Here is a 15,959-nt window from a genome sequence, read left to right as displayed (position 1 = left end):
ACCAAGGTTGCGCAGATTACGTCAGACCCGGACTCAGGCCATTCGGATTGCAGATGAACCTTGCCAGTAAACTGACCGAAGAGCGGCGCAACCGCCTTGCGGCGGAACGGAAGCTCGAACTCAAACAGGCGGAACTTTTCGCCGCCAATCGCAAGCTGGGCCTGCATGCCCAGCAGCTCTCGGAAGAGATCGTCGAGACCCGCGCGGAGGTGGAGACGATCAGAGGCGAAAACCAGCGCGTCAAATCCGACCTCTTTGCGGCCAACCGCAAGATCGCGCTGACCGAACGGCGGCTGTGGCAGTCCATCGAAACCATCAGCGACGGGTTCGCCCTGTTCAACGGCGACAACGAGCTGATCATGGCGAACCAGGCCTATCTGTCGATCTTCGACGGACTGGACCTTGTGGCGCCCGGCGTGAACTACGTCACGATTCTGCAGGTTCTGACGGATGAGGGGATCGTGAACACCGAAGGTCTGTCACCGTTGGAATGGCGCCGGATGATGACTGCCCGCCTGCAGGACCCGGCGCCTGAACCCAAGGTGATCCGCCTGTGGAACAACGAGTATATCAAGCTTCTGGACCAGCGTGGCGCGGGCGGCGACATGATTACGCTGGGCCTCAACATCACCGCGACGATTCAATACGAAAAGCAGCTGGAGAAAGCCCGCGCCGAGGCGGAAAGTGCGACGCGGACCAAGTCTTCGTTCCTTGCCAACATGAGCCACGAGATCCGCACCCCGATGAACGGCGTCGTGGGCATGGCGGATGTCCTGAGCGAAACGGAACTGACAGAGGAACAGCGCCTCTACGTCCAGACGATCAAGAGTTCCGGCGAGGCTTTGCTTGTCATCATCAACGACGTTCTGGATTATTCAAAGATCGAGGCGATGAAGCTTGACCTTTACCCGGAACCTTTCGATCTGGAACGGGCGATCCACGAGGTCATGATGCTGTTGCAGTCACAAGCGCGCGCCAAGGGGCTGAACCTCGTGCTGGATTACGACATCTTCATGCCCACCCAATTGGTTGGTGATCCGGGGCGCATCCGGCAGGTGATGACGAACCTGGTCGGCAACGCAATCAAGTTCACGCCATCCGGCCATGTGCTGATCCGCGTGACGGGTGTGCCCGATCCGGACGGGCAGGCGAACCGCCTTCACATCACCGTGGAGGATACCGGGATAGGCATCGCGGAGGATCAGATCGCGCATATCTTCGGCGAATTCCACCAGGTCGAAAACGAACGCAATCGACAGTTCGACGGCACCGGCCTTGGTTTGACCATCTGCCAGAGACTGGTCGAGATGATGGGCGGCAAGGTCTGGGTCACTTCCCAGGAGGGGGAAGGCGCCTGTTTCGGATTCGATCTGACCATGCCGACGGGATCGGTCGCGCCGGATCAGGTCGCCAGGCTGCCGCAGAATGTGGGTCACGTGTTGATCGTGGACGACATCGCGACGAACCGCACCATCCTGGAACGTCAGCTCAGACAGGTGGGGATCAAGGTAACGGCCTGTTCGAGCGGCCCCGAAGCCCTGGAAAGGATGACGCCACAGGTCGATCTGGTTCTGACCGACCACAACATGCCGGACATGGACGGAATGGAACTGGCGCGCGCCCTTCGCGGCTCAGGTTACGATGGACCGATCCTCCTGCTAAGCTCCAACCCCGACCAGGCGGAGCAGGACCCCGCTCGTGGATTGATCCAGGGGGTGCTGCAAAAGCCCGTGCCAAGGGCTGAACTGCTCACACAGCTTGCCGCGTTCAGCGCGAAGGGCCCGCCGCCCGGCGCGATGGCGGCGCTGCGCCCAATGCGCATTCTCGCGGCAGAGGACAACCGGACCAACCAACTGGTCTTTCGCAAGATGACCGGTACCCTGAACCTGGATCTGACCTTTGCCAACAACGGGGAGGAGGCTGTGGCGCTGTATCGCAAGACTGCACCTGATCTGATCTTCATGGACATCTCGATGCCCGGCATGGACGGCAAACAGGCGACCCGGGCAATCCGCAGGATCGAGGCAGAGACGGGTGGGCATGTGCCCATCGTTGCCCTGACGGCACACGCGATGGAAGGCGATGACAAGGGGATCCTTGCAGCCGGACTGGACCATTACCTGACCAAGCCCCTGCGCAAGAACGACATCATCTCCCGGATCGTCACAGCACATGGACCGGGGATGCTGCCCCCCTTGCCGGATCAGGAGGTCGTGTAGGGACGTACGAAGACCGGCTTTTCCGGCGTCGAAGCGTCGGGTTGCCAGACATAGCCGCCGGTATCGAAGTCACGGATCGCCTTGGGGTCGGTCAACCGGTTCTGAATAATGAAACGGGCCATCGCCCCCCGCGCCTTCTTGGCAAAGAAGCTTACGATCTTCGGCCCTTTTCCGTCGCCTCTTTCTTCCATGAATTGCGGGGTGATCACCCGCAGACGCAGGGCTTTCGGGGCGACCGCACCGAAGTATTCCTGGCTGGCGCAATTGACCAGCACGTCGGTCCCCACGACCTCCGCCTGCGCGTTAAGCGCCTTTGACAGGGTATCGCGCCAATAGTCATACAGGTTGCCCCCGCGCCGCGTCTTCAGCCTGCTGCCCATTTCCAGGCGGTAGGGCTGGATTGCATCCAAGGGCCGCAAAACGCCATAAAGCCCCGACAGGATGCGCAGATGGTCCTGCGCCCAATCCATTTCGTCCGCATCAAGGCTACCGGCTTCCAAACCCTGATAGGTGTCACCCGCAAAAGCCAGCGCCGCGGGGCGCGTGATATCCGCCGCCGGGGCATCTGCGAATGCCTGGAAACGGTCCCTGTTCAACCGCGCGAGGTCGTCAGACAGATCCATCAGGTCCTTCAGCTTGCCCAGCGTCAGGTTGCGCGCGGTCCTGGCCAGCCGCACGGCGTCCTCCTGAAATCCGGGTTCGGTCGTCTGCACGTCGCGCGTGTCCCAGTCCAGTCTCTTGGCAGGCGAAATCACTACAAGCATCGGCACCCCCTTGGTTTGCACCGGACCTAACCTGCGGTGGCCGGAACGTCCAGAAAGCACCGGACATTTTCCGCGGGCGCGCTGCGGCTCCTACTGACAGAAACTGTCGCGACTGGGCGCTATGAGGAATGCAGGACGCAACCAAATGCGCAACTGAAAGGAAAATACCATGCTCACCCTCTACCACGGACCGCGCACCAGGTCCTCCCGCATCGTGCGCCTGCTGATGGAAATGGATGTCCTCGACCGGGTCGATGTCCGCATTGTCGGCCTTGTCCGCCGGGGCGGCGAGGGCGCGCCGGATCCGGCGAACCCGCATCCCGAGGGCAAGGTGCCCCTGCTGGTCCATGACGGTGTCTTGATCCGCGAAAGCAACGCTATCATTCTTTATCTCACCGACCTTTTCGACAGCCCGCTCGGCGTCTCAGTCGGCGACCCGAGGCGCGGTTCCTACCTGAGCTGGCTCGCCTATTACGGCAATGTGGTGGAGCCGGTGCTATTCTGCAACTTCGCCGGGATCGACCATCCGGCCCTTCAGGCGACCTTCCGGGGGTTGGAAGAGATGTACCAACGGCTGACCGACGCGCTGACCAACCAACCCTACCTGATGGGCGATCATTTCAGTGCCGCCGACCTGCTGCTTGTTTCCGCGTTCACCTTTGCGCCGCAGCTGGTGCCCGACATCCCGGCGATCCGCGACTGGGTCGACCGGTGTCAGGATCGACCTTCGACCGCGCGGCTAGAGGCGTACGAGAGCGACCTGCCCGACGTACCGACTGCGGCCTGAACGGAACTACCTCTCCGAAAGGATATCGAGGAATGCCGCGCCGAACCGTTCGGCGCGGCGGTCCCCCAGCAGGCGTACCAGAGCGGCGTCGTCGGGGTTGTGCAACTGCGCGACCTTGGCCAGTTGAGAGGCCGAGCAGCTCATCGGTTTCTCGGTGCCACCTTCACCCCGCGCGAGGTCGGCCTGCACCTGCAACAGCTTGTCGTAAACGGACCCCGCGCTGCGCCCCGCCAGCTTGCGCCGGGTGGGATGCATCTGCTCGGCCTCACCGTTGATGACCCGCAGGAATTCAGCGCCGTAGTTCTCCAGCTTCTTGGCCCCCACGCCAGCGATACGTGCCATGCCGTCCAGGTCACGGGGCCGCGTCTCAGCCATCTCGATCAGGGTACGGTCGGTAAAGATGATGTAGGCCGGGACCTTGGCCGCCTCGGCAAGGGCGCGGCGCTTGGCCTTGAGCGCGGACAACAGCGGCGCGTCCTCTTCGCTTACCATGGTTTTGACCGCGGGACGGCGTGAACCGCCTGCCGCCGTAATGGTATCGCGGCGCAGCATGATCTCCGCCTCGCCCCTCAGGATCGGCAACGCGGCGTCCGTCATTCGCAGGGCGCCATGGCGTTCCGGGTCCGGGCGGATCAGGTCGTGGCCCATCATCTGGCGAAAGACCGCCTGCCACTGGCGACGGTCGTATTCGCCGCCGACGCCAAAGGTCGGCAGGCTGTTGTGGCCCCGCGCCCGTACCTTGTCAGTTTCGACACCGAGCAGAATGTCGATCAGATGCCCGGCGCCGAACCATTCGTCGGTGCGCAGGATCGCCGACAGCGCCTTGCGGACCGCAACGGTGCCGTCAAAGACCTCGGGCGGCGAGTCGCAGAGATCGCAGTTGTCACAGGGCACGTCGTGTTCGTCGAAATAGGACAGCAGCTTTTTGCGGCGGCAGGTCAGCGCCTCTGCCAGACCCAGCAACGCGTTGAGCCGCGCGTGGTCCGCCGCGCGGCGCTCATGCGGGGCCAGCCCTTCGTCGATCTGGGACCGGCGCAGGCGGATGTCGTCGGGACCGAAAAGCGTCAGCGTCTCTGCCGGGGCCCCGTCGCGGCCCGCGCGGCCAATCTCTTGATAATAGGCCTCGATCGACTTGGGCAGGTCCGCATGGGCGACCCAACGGATATCGGGTTTGTCCACACCCATGCCGAAAGCGACCGTGGCACAGACGATCAGGCCGTCTTCCTGCTGGAACTGGCGTTCGGCGATGCGGCGGTCCTCCGCTTCCATCCCGCCGTGGTAGTGGATCGCGCGGCGCCCGGCCTGGTTCAGTGCCCGCGCAAGGCCTTCGGTCTTGGCACGGGTGCCGCAATAGACGATGCCGGATTGACCCGGCCGGGCGGCAGCAAAGTTCAAGATCTGGTCGCGCGGCTTGTTCTTGGCGGCAAAGGCCAGGTGAATGTTGGGCCGGTCAAATCCGCGCAGAAAGGCGCGGGGCGACTGCCCATCGAACAGCTTCTGTACGATCTCGGTCCGGGTCTCGGCATCCGCCGTCGCGGTAAAGGCGGCAAGCGGCACAGCCAGCGCGCGCCGCAGCTCGCCGATGCGCAGGTAGTCGGGGCGAAAATCGTGACCCCACTGGCTGACGCAATGTGCCTCGTCCACCGCGATGAGGTTGACGCCGACCCGGCGCAGCATCCCGGTCACCGACCCTGCCGCCAGACGTTCGGGCGCCATGTAGAGCAGCCGCAGCGTGCCCGCCTCCAGCCCCTGCCAGACCGCATCCGTTTCCTCCGGGGTGTTACCGCTGGTCAGGGCGCCGGCACCGACCCCGGCCTCCTGAAGGGCGCGGACCTGGTCGCGCATCAGCGCGATCAGCGGTGAGATAACCACCGTCACCCCCCGGCGCAAAAGGGCGGGCATCTGGAAGCACAGGGACTTGCCGCCGCCCGTCGGCATGATCGCCAGCACGTTTTCGCCCGCGGTAACAGCTTCGACAATTTCCTGCTGGCCGGGCCGAAAGGCGTCAAAGCCAAAGACATCACGTAGCAGCGCGGCCGCGCCCGGTTCGGTGGCAGTCATGAAGAACCCTGTCGGATGATTTGCTATGCCCTGCAGAATCCCACAGCCGCAAAGGGGGGACAACCCCGATCAGCCGCACAAGGTCGCAAATCGGCGGGTCAGTAGAACGCGGCGGCGTTGTTCACGAGAATGATGCGCACGACCGCGACACCAATCAGCACAATCAGGGGCGCAAGGTCCAGCCCCCCCATCGGCGGAATGATCTGGCGCACGCGCGAATACACGGGCTCCAGCAGCCGGTTCAGACCGTCCCAGATCTGCGCCACCAGCGGCTGCCGCAGATTGAGCACCTGAAAGTTGATCAACCAGGACATGATCACATGGGCGATCACGATGAAATACACGATGTTCAGCAACAACATCAGGATCTGGAACAACGAAGTCATCTGCGGCCCTCTTTAATCGTTCACGCAGAGGTAAGCGCAGACGGTCAAAGACTCAAGAGTGCCGCGAGGTCGCGGTTGACGCTGGAGGACGATTTTGCACTTCGGGTACAAAGGAGATCGCCCATGTTCCCATTTGCCCGCGTCCTCTGGCATGTGATCAAGGCCACGCGACAGCCGACGTTTTCGACACTCACTGAAACGCACGTCAGCCGGCATATGTGCTGGCCGCACGACCTGGATTTCTGGCTGGAGCTGAACAATGGTCGGGCGTTGTCGCTTTATGACATCGGGCGCAGCGCCATGGCGCAGCGGGCCGGGCTGATCGCGGTGCTGCGGCGCGAACGCTGGGGGCTGACCATGGCCGGGTCATCCACGCGCTTTCGCCGACGTATCCATGGGTTCGAGCGGTTCGAGATGCGCAGCCGCGCGGTATGCTGGGACGACCGGTTCATCTATCTTGAGCAGAGCATGTGGAAGTCCAATGGCGAATGTGCCAGCCACGTTCTGTACCGCGCCGCGGTGACGGACAGCAACGGGATCGTTCCGCCGCAGAGGCTGCTGAACGCGATGGGCCAGCAGGCGGTTTCGCCGGAAATGCCCTCGTGGATCGTGGAGTGGTGCCGAACCGAGGCGCTGCGTCCCTGGCCGCCGATGCCTGATGCGCTGACGGACTAGGCGCTCATCGCATTGATGACGCTGGAAAAATCGAGGTTCTCGACCCGCTTCATCGACCAACCGTCGAATGCCCGGGCTTCAATCCGCTTCTCGTCAATGATCTTGAATCCGCTATGGCGATTGTCGTTCCGGATGACTTCGACCAGGTCACGCACGGCAATCTCGTCGCCTTCGAGCAATTGGCAGAAGTTCCGCCCGTTGTAGGTCAGCGCGCCGGTGATGTCGCGGTTTTCGTTGTTGGTCTGGGATATCGCCACGATGCTGTCGATTTCAGCCGGTTCGAGATTGGGTTTCGCAGTGCTGAAATAGAGCAGGCGGATCATGTCTTGTCTTTCTATCTTTCAATCGTGTCGCGACAGATAAGTCAGCCCCTTGGGATTGCAAAGGAAATCTTGCAACATTGACCGCCGGAAATGGGCAACGGCAAAGCAATTCTTGCGGTGGCTGCACCTTCCTGCTCTATCCTTCCGCAGCGGAAACGGGGGCGGCCATGACGAACATCACACAGCGCAAGCGGATCTGGGGGTGGTATTTCTTCGACTGGGCCAGTCAGCCTTACAATACGCTGATGCTGACTTTCATCTTCGGCCCCTACTTCGCACAGACGGCGACCCGCGCGCTGGTGGCCGACGGTATGGCGGTAGAGGCGGCCAAGGCGCAGGCGCAGGCCTACTGGGGCTACGGGCTGACCGCGACCGGCATCCTGATCGCGGTGCTGGCTCCGATCCTGGGGGCCATTGCCGACAGTTCGGGCAAGCGCATGCCGTGGATCTGGCTGTTTTCGGCACTCTATGTGATCGGATCCGGCGCGCTCTGGTGGACAGCGCCGCAGGATTTCTCAATCCTCTGGGCTTTGTTCTTTTTCGGCATCGGCCTGATCGGAATGGAATTTGCCACGATCTTCACCAATTCCTACCTGCCGGAGCTGGACCCGGATCCCGGCGAACGGGGCCGCATTTCCGGGTCGGGCTGGGCCTTTGGCTATGTCGGCGGCGTGGTCGCGCTGATGCTGATGGTCGGTCTGTTCCAGGCAGGCGACACCGGTCGGACGATGGCGGGGCTGAAGCCACTCTTCGGCCTCGACCCGACAACAGGGGCAGACACGCGTATCGTCGGACCGCTGACAGCGGCCTGGTTCGTGGTCTTCATGATCCCGTTCTTCCTTTATACGCGCGATATGCCCAAAGCGGACGCAAGGCAGTATCAGCTGGGAAAAGGGCTGTCGGATCTCGGGCGCACCCTGCGCAACCTGCCGCGTCACCCCTCTCTGCTGGCCTACCTCGGGTCGTCCATGTTCTACCGCGACGCGCTGAACGGGATGTATACCTTCGGCGGCATCTACGCCCTGGGCGTCCTGAACTGGAGCATCATCGACATCGGAATCTTCGGCATCCTTGCCGCGGTCGCGGGCGCAGTGTTCTGCTGGGTCGGCGGGCGGGTGGACCGGCGCGTGGGACCAATGCCCGTCATCATTTTCTGTTGCGTTACGCTGATCCTGACCGCAGTGCTGATCATCTCGCTCACGCCGACCTCGGTGCTGGGCATTGATGTCGGCCAAGGCTCCGCCCTGCCCGACATCTCATTCTACCTCGCCGGGGCCTTGATCGGCGCGGCAGGCGGCGCGCTACAGGCATCCTCGCGCAACATGCTGACACGCCAGGGCGACCCGGCCCGCATGACCGAAAGCTTCGGCCTCTACGCGTTGTCGGGCAAGGCGACCTCTTTTCTCGCGCCGGCTTTGATCGCGGTCACAAGCGACCTGACCGGCAGCCAGAGACTGGGGATCACCCCCGTTGTGGGGCTGTTCATCCTCGGGTTGATCCTGTTAGCATGGGTCAAGCCAAACGGAGATTTTGCAGAATGATGCTGACCCGAATTCTTGGAACCGCCGCGCTCGCCTTTGCCCTCGCCTCCTGCGGCGGTGGGTCGCGCGACATCAGCGGCGCACCTGAAGTCCTGCCCACCATCGGCTCTTCCGGCGGTGCCCTATCCAACGTCGAAGCGAAAAGGCTCTTCGGCGCAAAAAGCTTTGCCTCCTCGCAATCCAGCGCAGCCTTTGGCAGCTATGCCAAGGGCTGCATGGCCGGGGGTGCCCAGCTGCCCGAAACCGGCCCTACCTGGCAGGCCATGCGCCTGTCGCGCAACCGGAACTGGGCGCATCCAGAAACCATAGACATGGTCAAGAAACTGTCGGCCTATGCCGCGACTCAACCGGGCTGGGCCGGGCTTTACGTCGGTGATCTGAGCCAGCCGCGCGGCGGCCCCATGCTGACCGGGCATCGCAGTCACCAGATCGGGCTGGACGCCGACATCTGGATGCTGCCGCCCAAGTCATTGTCGCTGAGCCGACAGCAGCGCGAGAGCATTTCCTCCATCTCGATGCGACGCGCCAACGGGGCCTATGTGAACAGTTCCTGGACCCAGGCGCACCACAATATCCTGAAGGCTGCGGCCAAAGATCCGCGCGTCGAGCGGATCTTTGTCTTTCCCGGCGCCAAGGTGCAGATGTGTGCGGATGAAAAGGGCGACCGCAGCTACCTGCGGAAAATTCGACCGTGGTACGGCCACCACTATCATTTCCATGTGCGTCTTGCCTGTCCCAATGGGGTGCGCGGCTGCGTCAACCAGGCACCGCCGCCCCCCGGTGACGGCTGCGCCGATGCGGTGCAATGGCAACAGAACATCCTGAACCCGCCACCGCCCAAGAAACGCGACCCGAACGCCCCGGCACCCAAGCCCCGGCGCGAACTGGTGCTGGCTGACCTGCCGGCGCAATGCAAATCCGTCCTCGAAGACTGATCCTGCTGTCCATCGCGATGGTCCTGGCCTGTGCGTGTCTCGCACGGGCCGAGACCTTGCGCCTGGTTTCCAGCGTCAACTGGACCCAACCGGACGACTGGTTCGGTGGGTTCTCAGGGCTGGAGGTGGGCGCCGACGGCCAGAGCGCCTATTTGATAACCGATCGGTCAATGCTGGTCCGGATTCGCCTGATCCGCGACGCGGGGCGGATCACAGCGGTTCAAACACTCGGCCACAGACCGCTTACCAGGGTCGACGGCACGCTCGCCAAAGGCAATGCGGCAGACTCTGAGGGCTTGGCTATCGGCCCTGACGGGACGGTCTATGTCTCTTTTGAGCATCTTCACCGGGTCGGCAAGGTGAATCTCGCCACCGGGGCGACCCACCGCCTTCCCGACCATCCCGATTTCGCGGGTCTTCCGGACAACAGCGGGCTCGAAGCCCTGGCGGTCGACCCCGACGGCACAGTCTTCGCAATCCCGGAAAGCAGCGCCTCACGGCAGACGGGATACGCAGTCTTCACATTTGACGGCCTGCGCTGGCAGACCGCCTTTCGCATCCCCAGACGCGGCCCGTTCCGCCCTGTCGGCGCGGACTTCGACGCGGACGGGCTGCTCTACCTGCTGGAACGGACAGTCACACCGCTGGGATTTCGCAGCCGCATCCGCCGGTTCGACCCAACCGCAGCGGATTGGGGCGAAACGACGCTCTTTACCTCTTCCGTCGGCCGTTTCGACAACCTGGAATCCATCAGCCTCTGGCGCGATAATTCTGGCGCCACCCGCGTCACAACAGTGTCGGACGACAATTTTTTGCCGATTCAACGCACCCAGATCGTCGAATTCGTTCTCACCAAATAGCTTGCAAGGCCGCCACATTACGATTAGAGGCCCCCTGTCCGGGTGGGATCATCCGGACCAAGTCGCCGCACCCTTGCAAAAAACGGTTCAAACATGACACGCACCTATCTTCCCGGCATCATCGCCATGGCCGCCATCGTCGTGGCCTCGAATATCCTCGTACAGTTTCTCTTTGGCCAATGGCTGACCTGGGGGGCCTTCACCTATCCTCTGGCCTTTCTGGTCACCGACATCATGAACCGCGTCTATGGCGCCGCCGCCGCGCGCCGGGTGGTCATGGTCGGCTTCGTCGTGGGCCTTGTCTGCTCGTTGATCGGCACGCAGATCATGGGTGAATTCGGTCCGCTGGTCACATGGCGCATCGCCATCGGCTCAGGCGTCGCATTCCTCGTAGCCCAACTGATCGACGTCTCTGTCTTCGCCGCCTTGCGTGGCGGGAAATGGTGGCGCGCGCCGCTGGTCAGCACGCTGGTGGGCAGCAGCATCGACACCGCGCTGTTTTTCTCAATCGCATTTGCGGGCAACCTCAGCTTTCTCCACCCGGCGACAGATGTGTCCTGGGCAGCCGAAACTCTGCCTCTCCTTGGTGCGGGCCCCATGGCCCCGCTCTGGGTTTCGCTCGCAGTCGCGGATTGGGCGGTGAAACTGTCCATCGCCCTGGTCGCGCTGATCCCGTTCCGGCTCATCACGGCCCGATTGACCGAAAGGGCGTGACCAGACTTCTTTATGCCTGAAATACTCAGGGGGTTTGGGGGACAAGGTCCCCCATGCCCAAAAATGAATCGCGTGCGGCGCAGCCGCGCCGCAGGATCACGCCTGCCGAAAAAAATCGCTTTGAGATTACAAGAACCTGTGCAAACCTCAGGGTGAGTTCAACAAATGTAAAGGAGGTGATCCAGTGTCAAGAAAGGTATTGGAGCGAGGTGTCGGAACAGCTCGGAGGACCTCCTGCTAGGGCAGCCCCTGGCAGCTGAAATCCCGAGTGGACAGACGGTCTAACCGACCCACCTCCTGAAACCATTCGCCAAACCGAAAATTGGGCCGCTCCGACCGGGGCGGCCCTTTTCATGTTCAATTCACTCGCGCCAGATGCAAAGATACCAAAATGCTGAGGATCACGGATACCATCACAATCCAGGACTGGGAGATCACGGAAAACTTCGTGCGCTCCTCGGGTCCGGGCGGCCAGAACGTCAACAAGGTGGCAACAGCCGTTGAACTCCGCTTTGAAGCCGCGACGTCGCCCTCCCTGGCCGGTCCCGTCAAGACCCGCCTGCGCCGCCTCGCCGGACGCCGCTGGACGAACGAGGGTGCCCTGATCCTGCAGTGCGACGAGACGCGCAGCCAGGCCCGGAACCGGGAAATCGCCCGCGACCGCCTGGCCGAACTGATCAGAAAGGCTGTGACACCGCCCAAGCGCCGCATCCCCACGCGCCCCACCCTGGGGTCCAAGAAACGGCGGTTGAAATCCAAGAAGGTCAGGGGAGAGATCAAAGCCCTCCGCGGCAAGGTCGATCGGATGGATTAACGCCGCCGCAGGATGTAGATGTCCATGATCCATCCGTGCCGTTGCCGCGCTTCGGCGCGCATCTGCACGATCGGGTCGGACACCTCGGCCAGAGGCCCTTCGCAGATTATCTCTTCTGCCATGCCGACATAGGCCCCCCACCAGATATGCACCCCTTTCGGGTCGATGTCGGTAAAGGCGCAGCCGCCGTCCAGCATTACCGCCAGCGTATCGGCGCCTGCGGGCCAGCCCTCGTCCCGCAACCGTCGTCCGGTCGTCACGAGGAAGGGCGCGCCGATGTCGTTGATCGGGATCGCATGGGCCGCCGTCAGGGCCTGCAACGAGGTGATGCCGGGGATCACATGCACCCCTGGTGCCGGATCCAGCCTCGCGGCAATCCGCAGGGTGCTGTCGTACAGCGACGGATCGCCCCAGACCAGCAGCGCCACCCGCGCCGCCTGGGGGTGCTCTGCCATCGCCGCCTTCCAGGCGTCGGCAATCGCGTCGTGCCAGTCATTGACCCGTTGCCGATAGTTGGCGGTCTGCTCGTCGCGCACCGGCAGATCGAACTCAACAATCCGGGTGGCCTCGTTGGTCAGCACTTCATCGCAGATGACATGGCGCAGTTCTGCCAGATCATCCTTGCCCGCGCCCTTGCGCGGAATAAGGATCAGGTCCTGCGCATTGATCGCCCGGATGGCCTGCAGCGTCAGATGCGCCGGATTTCCGGTGCCGATGCCGATCAGGGTCAGCTCCATGATGCGTTTCCCGGTATCCGCGCGATGGCTTTCATCCGCAGCCCACCCAGGACGCGGGCATCGGCAAACGTGCCGTCTGAAGAGGCAGAGTAGAGTGTTGCAAAGCGGCGCAGATCGCCAATGTCATCGGTCGTGATGTCGCCGAACAGATAGGCAACCTTGCCCATCTCCCGAAAGGCGACAGTCTGGGGCCGGGTGCACCCCGACATGCAGTCGATCCGACGCACATCTTCATCAGGCAGGCCGCGCCGCACGGCGTCCAGCACGGCGGGACCATCAGGGCATGACCCGCAGACGTAGACGGTCATGGCCCAGGCTCCGCCAGTGCGCCGTAGAATATCAGCGCCGGCGTCGTGCTGGTCGTCGTTTCAAGGTAGGTCGCCAGGGTGGCAATGGTAAACCATTGCATCTTTTCGGCAGGGGTCGATACCGCCTCGGCGAGCATCGCAGGCGTGTCCGGGGGCAGTCCCCGCTCCATCAGCCGGGTCGCGAGATCGGGAAAAGTCCGCTTGCCCATGTAGATCACCGTCGTGGCCAATGGATCGGCCAGCGCCGACATGTTCACGTCTGATGGCAGCCCGCCGGTGACATCCGCGCCGGTGATGAATTGCACCCGTCGCGCCGTCAGCCGCCGGGTCAACGGTATTCCGGCCGCCGCAGCCGCTGCGGAGGCCGACGTCACGCCGGGTATGATCTCGAACGGAACCCCGGCGGCGTGCAGCGCGGTGATCTCTTCCTCCAGCCGACCGAACATGCCGCTGTCGCCGGACTTGAGCCGCACGACGCGCATCCCCGCGGCGGCGTGGTCCACCAGAACCCGGCTGACATGATCCTGTTTCGGTGATGCCCGTCCCGCCCGTTTACCCACGCCGATCAGATCGGCATCCGGATTGGCATGTTCCAGAATGGGACCTGAACTGAGGTCGTCGAACAGGATCACCTCGGCCTTTTGCAAACGGTCCACAGCCTTGACCGTCAGCAGCTCCGGGTCGCCGGGCCCAGAGGACACGAAAGAAACAAAACCGCTCATCAGCCGTCACCGATCATATGAAAGAACGTACCGGTTGCCACGCCGCCGCCTTCGAACCGGCGGACCGACCCGGTTTCCGGCACCTCAAGGTCGTTGCTGTCGGTGATGCGGGCCAACGGCGCGTCGGGCTCTTCGAGGATGGTCGCGTAGTGAAACTCATGCCCACGCAGACGCCCCCGTATGGTGTGACCCGGAATCGCTGCATTCAGGTCCGCCTTGCGGTAGCCCAGATGCATTTTCCGCTTGGCAAAGGATGTCTCCAGCCCCAGCAATCCTACCATACGGTGCCGACTGCCGTCCTTGTCTACCAACCCGGCACCCATCGCCATGTAACCCCCGCATTCGCCGTGAACAGGCTTTGACCGCGCGAACTCAATAATTCCGGTGCGGAAGGTCTCTGCCGCAGCCAGCTTGCCCGCATGCAGTTCCGGGTATCCGCCCGGCAACCAGCAGACATCGGCCCCGCGATCAGGTGCCTCATCCGCCAGCGGCGAAAAGGGGATCACTTCGGCTCCGGCGGCGCGCCACCCGGCCAGCAGATGCGGATAGACAAAAGCGAACGCATTGTCCTGTGCAAGCGCAATCCGCTGGCCCGGCGGGACAATCTTTGCCGGTGGCGGCGCGGTTGACAATGTTCCTGCTGCCGCGGTGCGCAAAGCCTCCAGATCGACATGTTCGGAAATGAATGCGGCTGCGTCTGCAAGGATTTGCGGCAGGTTCTCCTGCTCGCCCGCCTGTACCAGCCCCAAGTGACGCTCGGGCAGTTCAACCCCCTTCTGCCGGGGAAGCGAGCCGAGCACCCGAATGCCCACCTGGTCCATACCCGCACGCACCAGCGTTTCGTGTCGGGGCGAGGCCACCCGGTTCAGCACCACCCCCGCCAGCGTCACATCGGGCCGCATGTCGCGAAACCCGCGTGCCGTTGCCGCAACGGATTGCGCCGCGCCGGACACATCCAGCACCAGCACCACCGGCCACCCCAGATGCGCCGCGATGTCGGCGCTGGCCCCATTGCCGCAGGCCCCTGGAATGGCCACGCCATCGAACAGGCCCATCGACCCTTCTGCCAGGATCATATCCGCACCGTCGGCATTGCCCACCAGCCCGTCGATCACGGACCGGTTCATGGACCAGCTGTCGAGGTTATAGGACGCCATTCCAGACGCTGCCGTATGAAATGCGGGATCAATGTAATCGGGTCCACTCTTGAAGGGTTGCACGTTCAGACCCTGTGCCCGGAAAGCAGCAAGCAGCCCCAGCATCAGCGTGGTCTTGCCCGTCCCCGACGAGGGGGCAGAGATCATCAGACCCGGCGGAATCATTCCGCCGTCTCCGGGAACCGGGGGTCGGTCCCGACAGGCCGGAACCGGCGGTCATAATCGCCCGCGTAAAGCCTGCTTTCGCCGAAATCCTCTGCCCCGATCGCATGACCCACAAGGATCAGCGCCGTCCGCTCCATCTCTTCTCCGATGGCGGTGCGCAGGGTTGCGAGGGTCGCCTTGACCACGCGCTGGTCCGGCCAGCTTGCGCGCCAGACAACGGCCACCGGACAATCCGCGCCGTAGTGCGGTGTCAGGTCGGCCACCACCTTTTCCAGCACATGGACCGACAGGTGGATGGCAAGTGTCGCGCCCGTGCGCGCGAAATTCTCCAATGCTTCGCCCTCCGGCATCGCGGTCGCGCGGCCCGAGGTGCGCGTCAGCACCACCGATTGCACGACACCCGGCAAGGTCAGTTCCGCGTTCAGTGCCGCAGCGGCAGCGGCAAAGGACGGCACGCCCGGCGTGACATCATAGGGAATATCCAGCGCCCGCAACCGGCGCAGTTGCTCTCCCATGGCGGACCAGACCGAAAGATCGCCTGAATGCAGCCGGGCGACGTCATGACCCGCCGCATGGGCGGCGGTAATCTCCTCGACGATCTCGTCGAGCGACATCCGCGCGGTGTTCACGATGTGCGCACCTTCGGGGCAATGGGCCAGCAACGCCTCGGGCACCAGCGACCCGGCATAGAGGCACACCGGACAGGCCGCGATCAGGTCGCGCCCCCGCAAAGTGATCAGGTCGGGCGCACCCGGTCCGGCACCGATGAAATGAACCGTCATGTATTCCCT

At 63.2% G+C, this 15,959-nt stretch carries 17 protein-coding genes; 8 read left to right on the top strand and 9 right to left on the bottom strand.

Annotated elements, in window-relative coordinates; translation table 11 throughout:
• Nucleotides 1-53: 53 nt before the first annotated feature.
• Nucleotides 54-2,219 carry a response regulator gene (locus tag FIU94_RS06180; RefSeq protein WP_152464951.1) on the top strand — a complete coding sequence of 722 codons (2,166 nt, stop codon included), beginning with the start codon at nucleotides 54-56 and terminating at the stop codon, nucleotides 2,217-2,219.
• On the opposite strand, the gene yaaA is transcribed toward FIU94_RS06180, so the two are convergent.
• The gene (yaaA, locus tag FIU94_RS06175) at nucleotides 2,204-2,983 is read right to left on the bottom strand and encodes a peroxide stress protein YaaA (RefSeq protein ID WP_152464950.1); all 780 of its coding nucleotides are present in this window, start codon (nucleotides 2,981-2,983) and stop codon (nucleotides 2,204-2,206) included. The two genes, FIU94_RS06180 and yaaA, sit on opposite strands and share 16 nt — an antisense overlap.
• 169 nt (nucleotides 2,984-3,152) lie before the next feature.
• Between yaaA and FIU94_RS06170 the strand changes: the two genes are divergently transcribed.
• Nucleotides 3,153-3,770 carry a glutathione S-transferase family protein gene (locus FIU94_RS06170; protein WP_152464949.1) on the top strand — a complete coding sequence of 206 codons (618 nt, stop codon included), beginning with the start codon at nucleotides 3,153-3,155 and terminating at the stop codon, nucleotides 3,768-3,770.
• 6 nt (nucleotides 3,771-3,776) lie between these two features.
• Here FIU94_RS06170 and recQ read toward each other — a convergent pair whose 3' ends face one another.
• Together recQ and FIU94_RS06160 are read right to left on the bottom strand one after the other, a co-directional pair.
• Nucleotides 3,777-5,831 (bottom strand): DNA helicase RecQ, encoded by a 2,055-nt coding sequence (recQ, locus tag FIU94_RS06165; RefSeq protein ID WP_152464948.1) that lies wholly within the window; start codon nucleotides 5,829-5,831, stop codon nucleotides 3,777-3,779.
• 98 nt (nucleotides 5,832-5,929) lie between these two features.
• Nucleotides 5,930-6,217 (bottom strand): YggT family protein, encoded by a 288-nt coding sequence (locus FIU94_RS06160; RefSeq protein ID WP_152464947.1) that lies wholly within the window; start codon nucleotides 6,215-6,217, stop codon nucleotides 5,930-5,932.
• Between the two features lie 123 nt (nucleotides 6,218-6,340).
• On the opposite strand from FIU94_RS06160, the gene FIU94_RS06155 reads away from it, so the two are divergent.
• Nucleotides 6,341-6,892, top strand: a complete 552-nt coding sequence (locus FIU94_RS06155; RefSeq protein WP_152464946.1) for an acyl-CoA thioesterase — start codon at nucleotides 6,341-6,343, stop codon at nucleotides 6,890-6,892.
• On the opposite strand, the gene FIU94_RS06150 is transcribed toward FIU94_RS06155, so the two are convergent.
• Nucleotides 6,889-7,215 (bottom strand): BLUF domain-containing protein, encoded by a 327-nt coding sequence (locus FIU94_RS06150; protein WP_152464945.1) that lies wholly within the window; start codon nucleotides 7,213-7,215, stop codon nucleotides 6,889-6,891. The genes FIU94_RS06155 and FIU94_RS06150 overlap by 4 nt on opposite strands.
• Nucleotides 7,216-7,382: 167 nt before the next feature.
• Between FIU94_RS06150 and FIU94_RS06145 the strand changes: the two genes are divergently transcribed.
• From FIU94_RS06145 to arfB, 5 genes are all read left to right on the top strand, one after another.
• Nucleotides 7,383-8,756, top strand: coding sequence for an MFS transporter (locus FIU94_RS06145; protein WP_152464944.1), 1,374 nt, complete (start codon nucleotides 7,383-7,385; stop codon nucleotides 8,754-8,756).
• Complete coding sequence (gene mepA / locus FIU94_RS06140) at nucleotides 8,753-9,691, top strand: penicillin-insensitive murein endopeptidase (protein ID WP_152464943.1); 939 nt, start codon at nucleotides 8,753-8,755, stop codon at nucleotides 9,689-9,691. The genes FIU94_RS06145 and mepA overlap by 4 nt, the downstream gene beginning before the upstream one ends.
• Nucleotides 9,667-10,551 (top strand): esterase-like activity of phytase family protein, encoded by an 885-nt coding sequence (locus tag FIU94_RS06135; protein WP_152464942.1) that lies wholly within the window; start codon nucleotides 9,667-9,669, stop codon nucleotides 10,549-10,551. The genes mepA and FIU94_RS06135 overlap by 25 nt, the downstream gene beginning before the upstream one ends.
• A 93-nt stretch (nucleotides 10,552-10,644) precedes the next feature.
• Nucleotides 10,645-11,265, top strand: coding sequence for a queuosine precursor transporter (locus tag FIU94_RS06130; RefSeq protein WP_152464941.1), 621 nt, complete (start codon nucleotides 10,645-10,647; stop codon nucleotides 11,263-11,265).
• Nucleotides 11,266-11,656: 391 nt separating this feature from the next.
• Nucleotides 11,657-12,079, top strand: coding sequence for an alternative ribosome rescue aminoacyl-tRNA hydrolase ArfB (gene arfB / locus FIU94_RS06125; RefSeq protein ID WP_152464940.1), 423 nt, complete (start codon nucleotides 11,657-11,659; stop codon nucleotides 12,077-12,079).
• On the opposite strand, the gene cobF is transcribed toward arfB, so the two are convergent.
• From cobF to cobM, 5 genes are read right to left on the bottom strand one after another with little or no spacing between them, the layout of a single operon-like run.
• Nucleotides 12,076-12,819, bottom strand: a complete 744-nt coding sequence (gene cobF, locus FIU94_RS06120; RefSeq protein ID WP_152464939.1) for a precorrin-6A synthase (deacetylating) — start codon at nucleotides 12,817-12,819, stop codon at nucleotides 12,076-12,078. The genes arfB and cobF overlap by 4 nt on opposite strands.
• A complete protein-coding gene (locus FIU94_RS06115; protein WP_152464938.1) occupies nucleotides 12,807-13,124 on the bottom strand; it encodes a DUF1636 family protein in 318 nt (105 codons plus the stop codon). The genes cobF and FIU94_RS06115 overlap by 13 nt, the downstream gene beginning before the upstream one ends.
• Nucleotides 13,121-13,846, bottom strand: a complete 726-nt coding sequence (cobA, locus tag FIU94_RS06110) for a uroporphyrinogen-III C-methyltransferase (protein ID WP_152464937.1) — start codon at nucleotides 13,844-13,846, stop codon at nucleotides 13,121-13,123. The genes FIU94_RS06115 and cobA overlap by 4 nt, the downstream gene beginning before the upstream one ends.
• Nucleotides 13,846-15,168: a cobyrinate a,c-diamide synthase gene (locus tag FIU94_RS06105; RefSeq protein ID WP_152464936.1), complete on the bottom strand. Its 1,323-nt coding sequence runs from the start codon at nucleotides 15,166-15,168 to the stop codon at nucleotides 13,846-13,848. The genes cobA and FIU94_RS06105 overlap by 1 nt, the downstream gene beginning before the upstream one ends.
• Nucleotides 15,165-15,950, bottom strand: coding sequence for a precorrin-4 C(11)-methyltransferase (cobM, locus tag FIU94_RS06100; RefSeq protein WP_152464935.1), 786 nt, complete (start codon nucleotides 15,948-15,950; stop codon nucleotides 15,165-15,167). The genes FIU94_RS06105 and cobM overlap by 4 nt, the downstream gene beginning before the upstream one ends.
• Nucleotides 15,951-15,959: the final 9 nt, after the last annotated feature.

It is taken from the genome of Sulfitobacter sp. THAF37, from assembly GCF_009363555.1.
Lineage (GTDB): Bacteria > Pseudomonadota > Alphaproteobacteria > Rhodobacterales > Rhodobacteraceae > Sulfitobacter.
Note: the sequence above shows the minus strand (reverse complement) of the source record. Positions and strands in the feature narration are given on the sequence as shown.

Excerpts from the sequence above, each read along its gene's own strand:
- recQ (WP_152464948.1), bottom strand. The coding sequence starts at position 5,831 with ATGACTGCCACCGAACCGGGCGCGGCCGCGCTGCTACGTGATGTCTTT.
- FIU94_RS06170 (WP_152464949.1), top strand. The coding sequence starts at position 3,153 with ATGCTCACCCTCTACCACGGACCGCGCACCAGGTCCTCCCGCATCGTG.
- FIU94_RS06155 (WP_152464946.1), top strand. The coding sequence starts at position 6,341 with ATGTTCCCATTTGCCCGCGTCCTCTGGCATGTGATCAAGGCCACGCGA.
- FIU94_RS06115 (WP_152464938.1), bottom strand. The coding sequence starts at position 13,124 with ATGACCGTCTACGTCTGCGGGTCATGCCCTGATGGTCCCGCCGTGCTG.
- FIU94_RS06150 (WP_152464945.1), bottom strand. The coding sequence starts at position 7,215 with ATGATCCGCCTGCTCTATTTCAGCACTGCGAAACCCAATCTCGAACCG.
- FIU94_RS06180 (WP_152464951.1), top strand. The coding sequence starts at position 54 with ATGAACCTTGCCAGTAAACTGACCGAAGAGCGGCGCAACCGCCTTGCG.
- mepA (WP_152464943.1), top strand. The coding sequence starts at position 8,753 with ATGATGCTGACCCGAATTCTTGGAACCGCCGCGCTCGCCTTTGCCCTC.
- FIU94_RS06130 (WP_152464941.1), top strand. The coding sequence starts at position 10,645 with ATGACACGCACCTATCTTCCCGGCATCATCGCCATGGCCGCCATCGTC.
- FIU94_RS06145 (WP_152464944.1), top strand. The coding sequence starts at position 7,383 with ATGACGAACATCACACAGCGCAAGCGGATCTGGGGGTGGTATTTCTTC.
- FIU94_RS06105 (WP_152464936.1), bottom strand. The coding sequence starts at position 15,168 with ATGATTCCGCCGGGTCTGATGATCTCTGCCCCCTCGTCGGGGACGGGC.
- FIU94_RS06135 (WP_152464942.1), top strand. The coding sequence starts at position 9,667 with ATGCAAATCCGTCCTCGAAGACTGATCCTGCTGTCCATCGCGATGGTC.
- FIU94_RS06160 (WP_152464947.1), bottom strand. The coding sequence starts at position 6,217 with ATGACTTCGTTGTTCCAGATCCTGATGTTGTTGCTGAACATCGTGTAT.
- cobM (WP_152464935.1), bottom strand. The coding sequence starts at position 15,950 with ATGACGGTTCATTTCATCGGTGCCGGACCGGGTGCGCCCGACCTGATC.
- yaaA (WP_152464950.1), bottom strand. The coding sequence starts at position 2,983 with ATGCTTGTAGTGATTTCGCCTGCCAAGAGACTGGACTGGGACACGCGC.
- cobA (WP_152464937.1), bottom strand. The coding sequence starts at position 13,846 with ATGAGCGGTTTTGTTTCTTTCGTGTCCTCTGGGCCCGGCGACCCGGAG.
- arfB (WP_152464940.1), top strand. The coding sequence starts at position 11,657 with ATGCTGAGGATCACGGATACCATCACAATCCAGGACTGGGAGATCACG.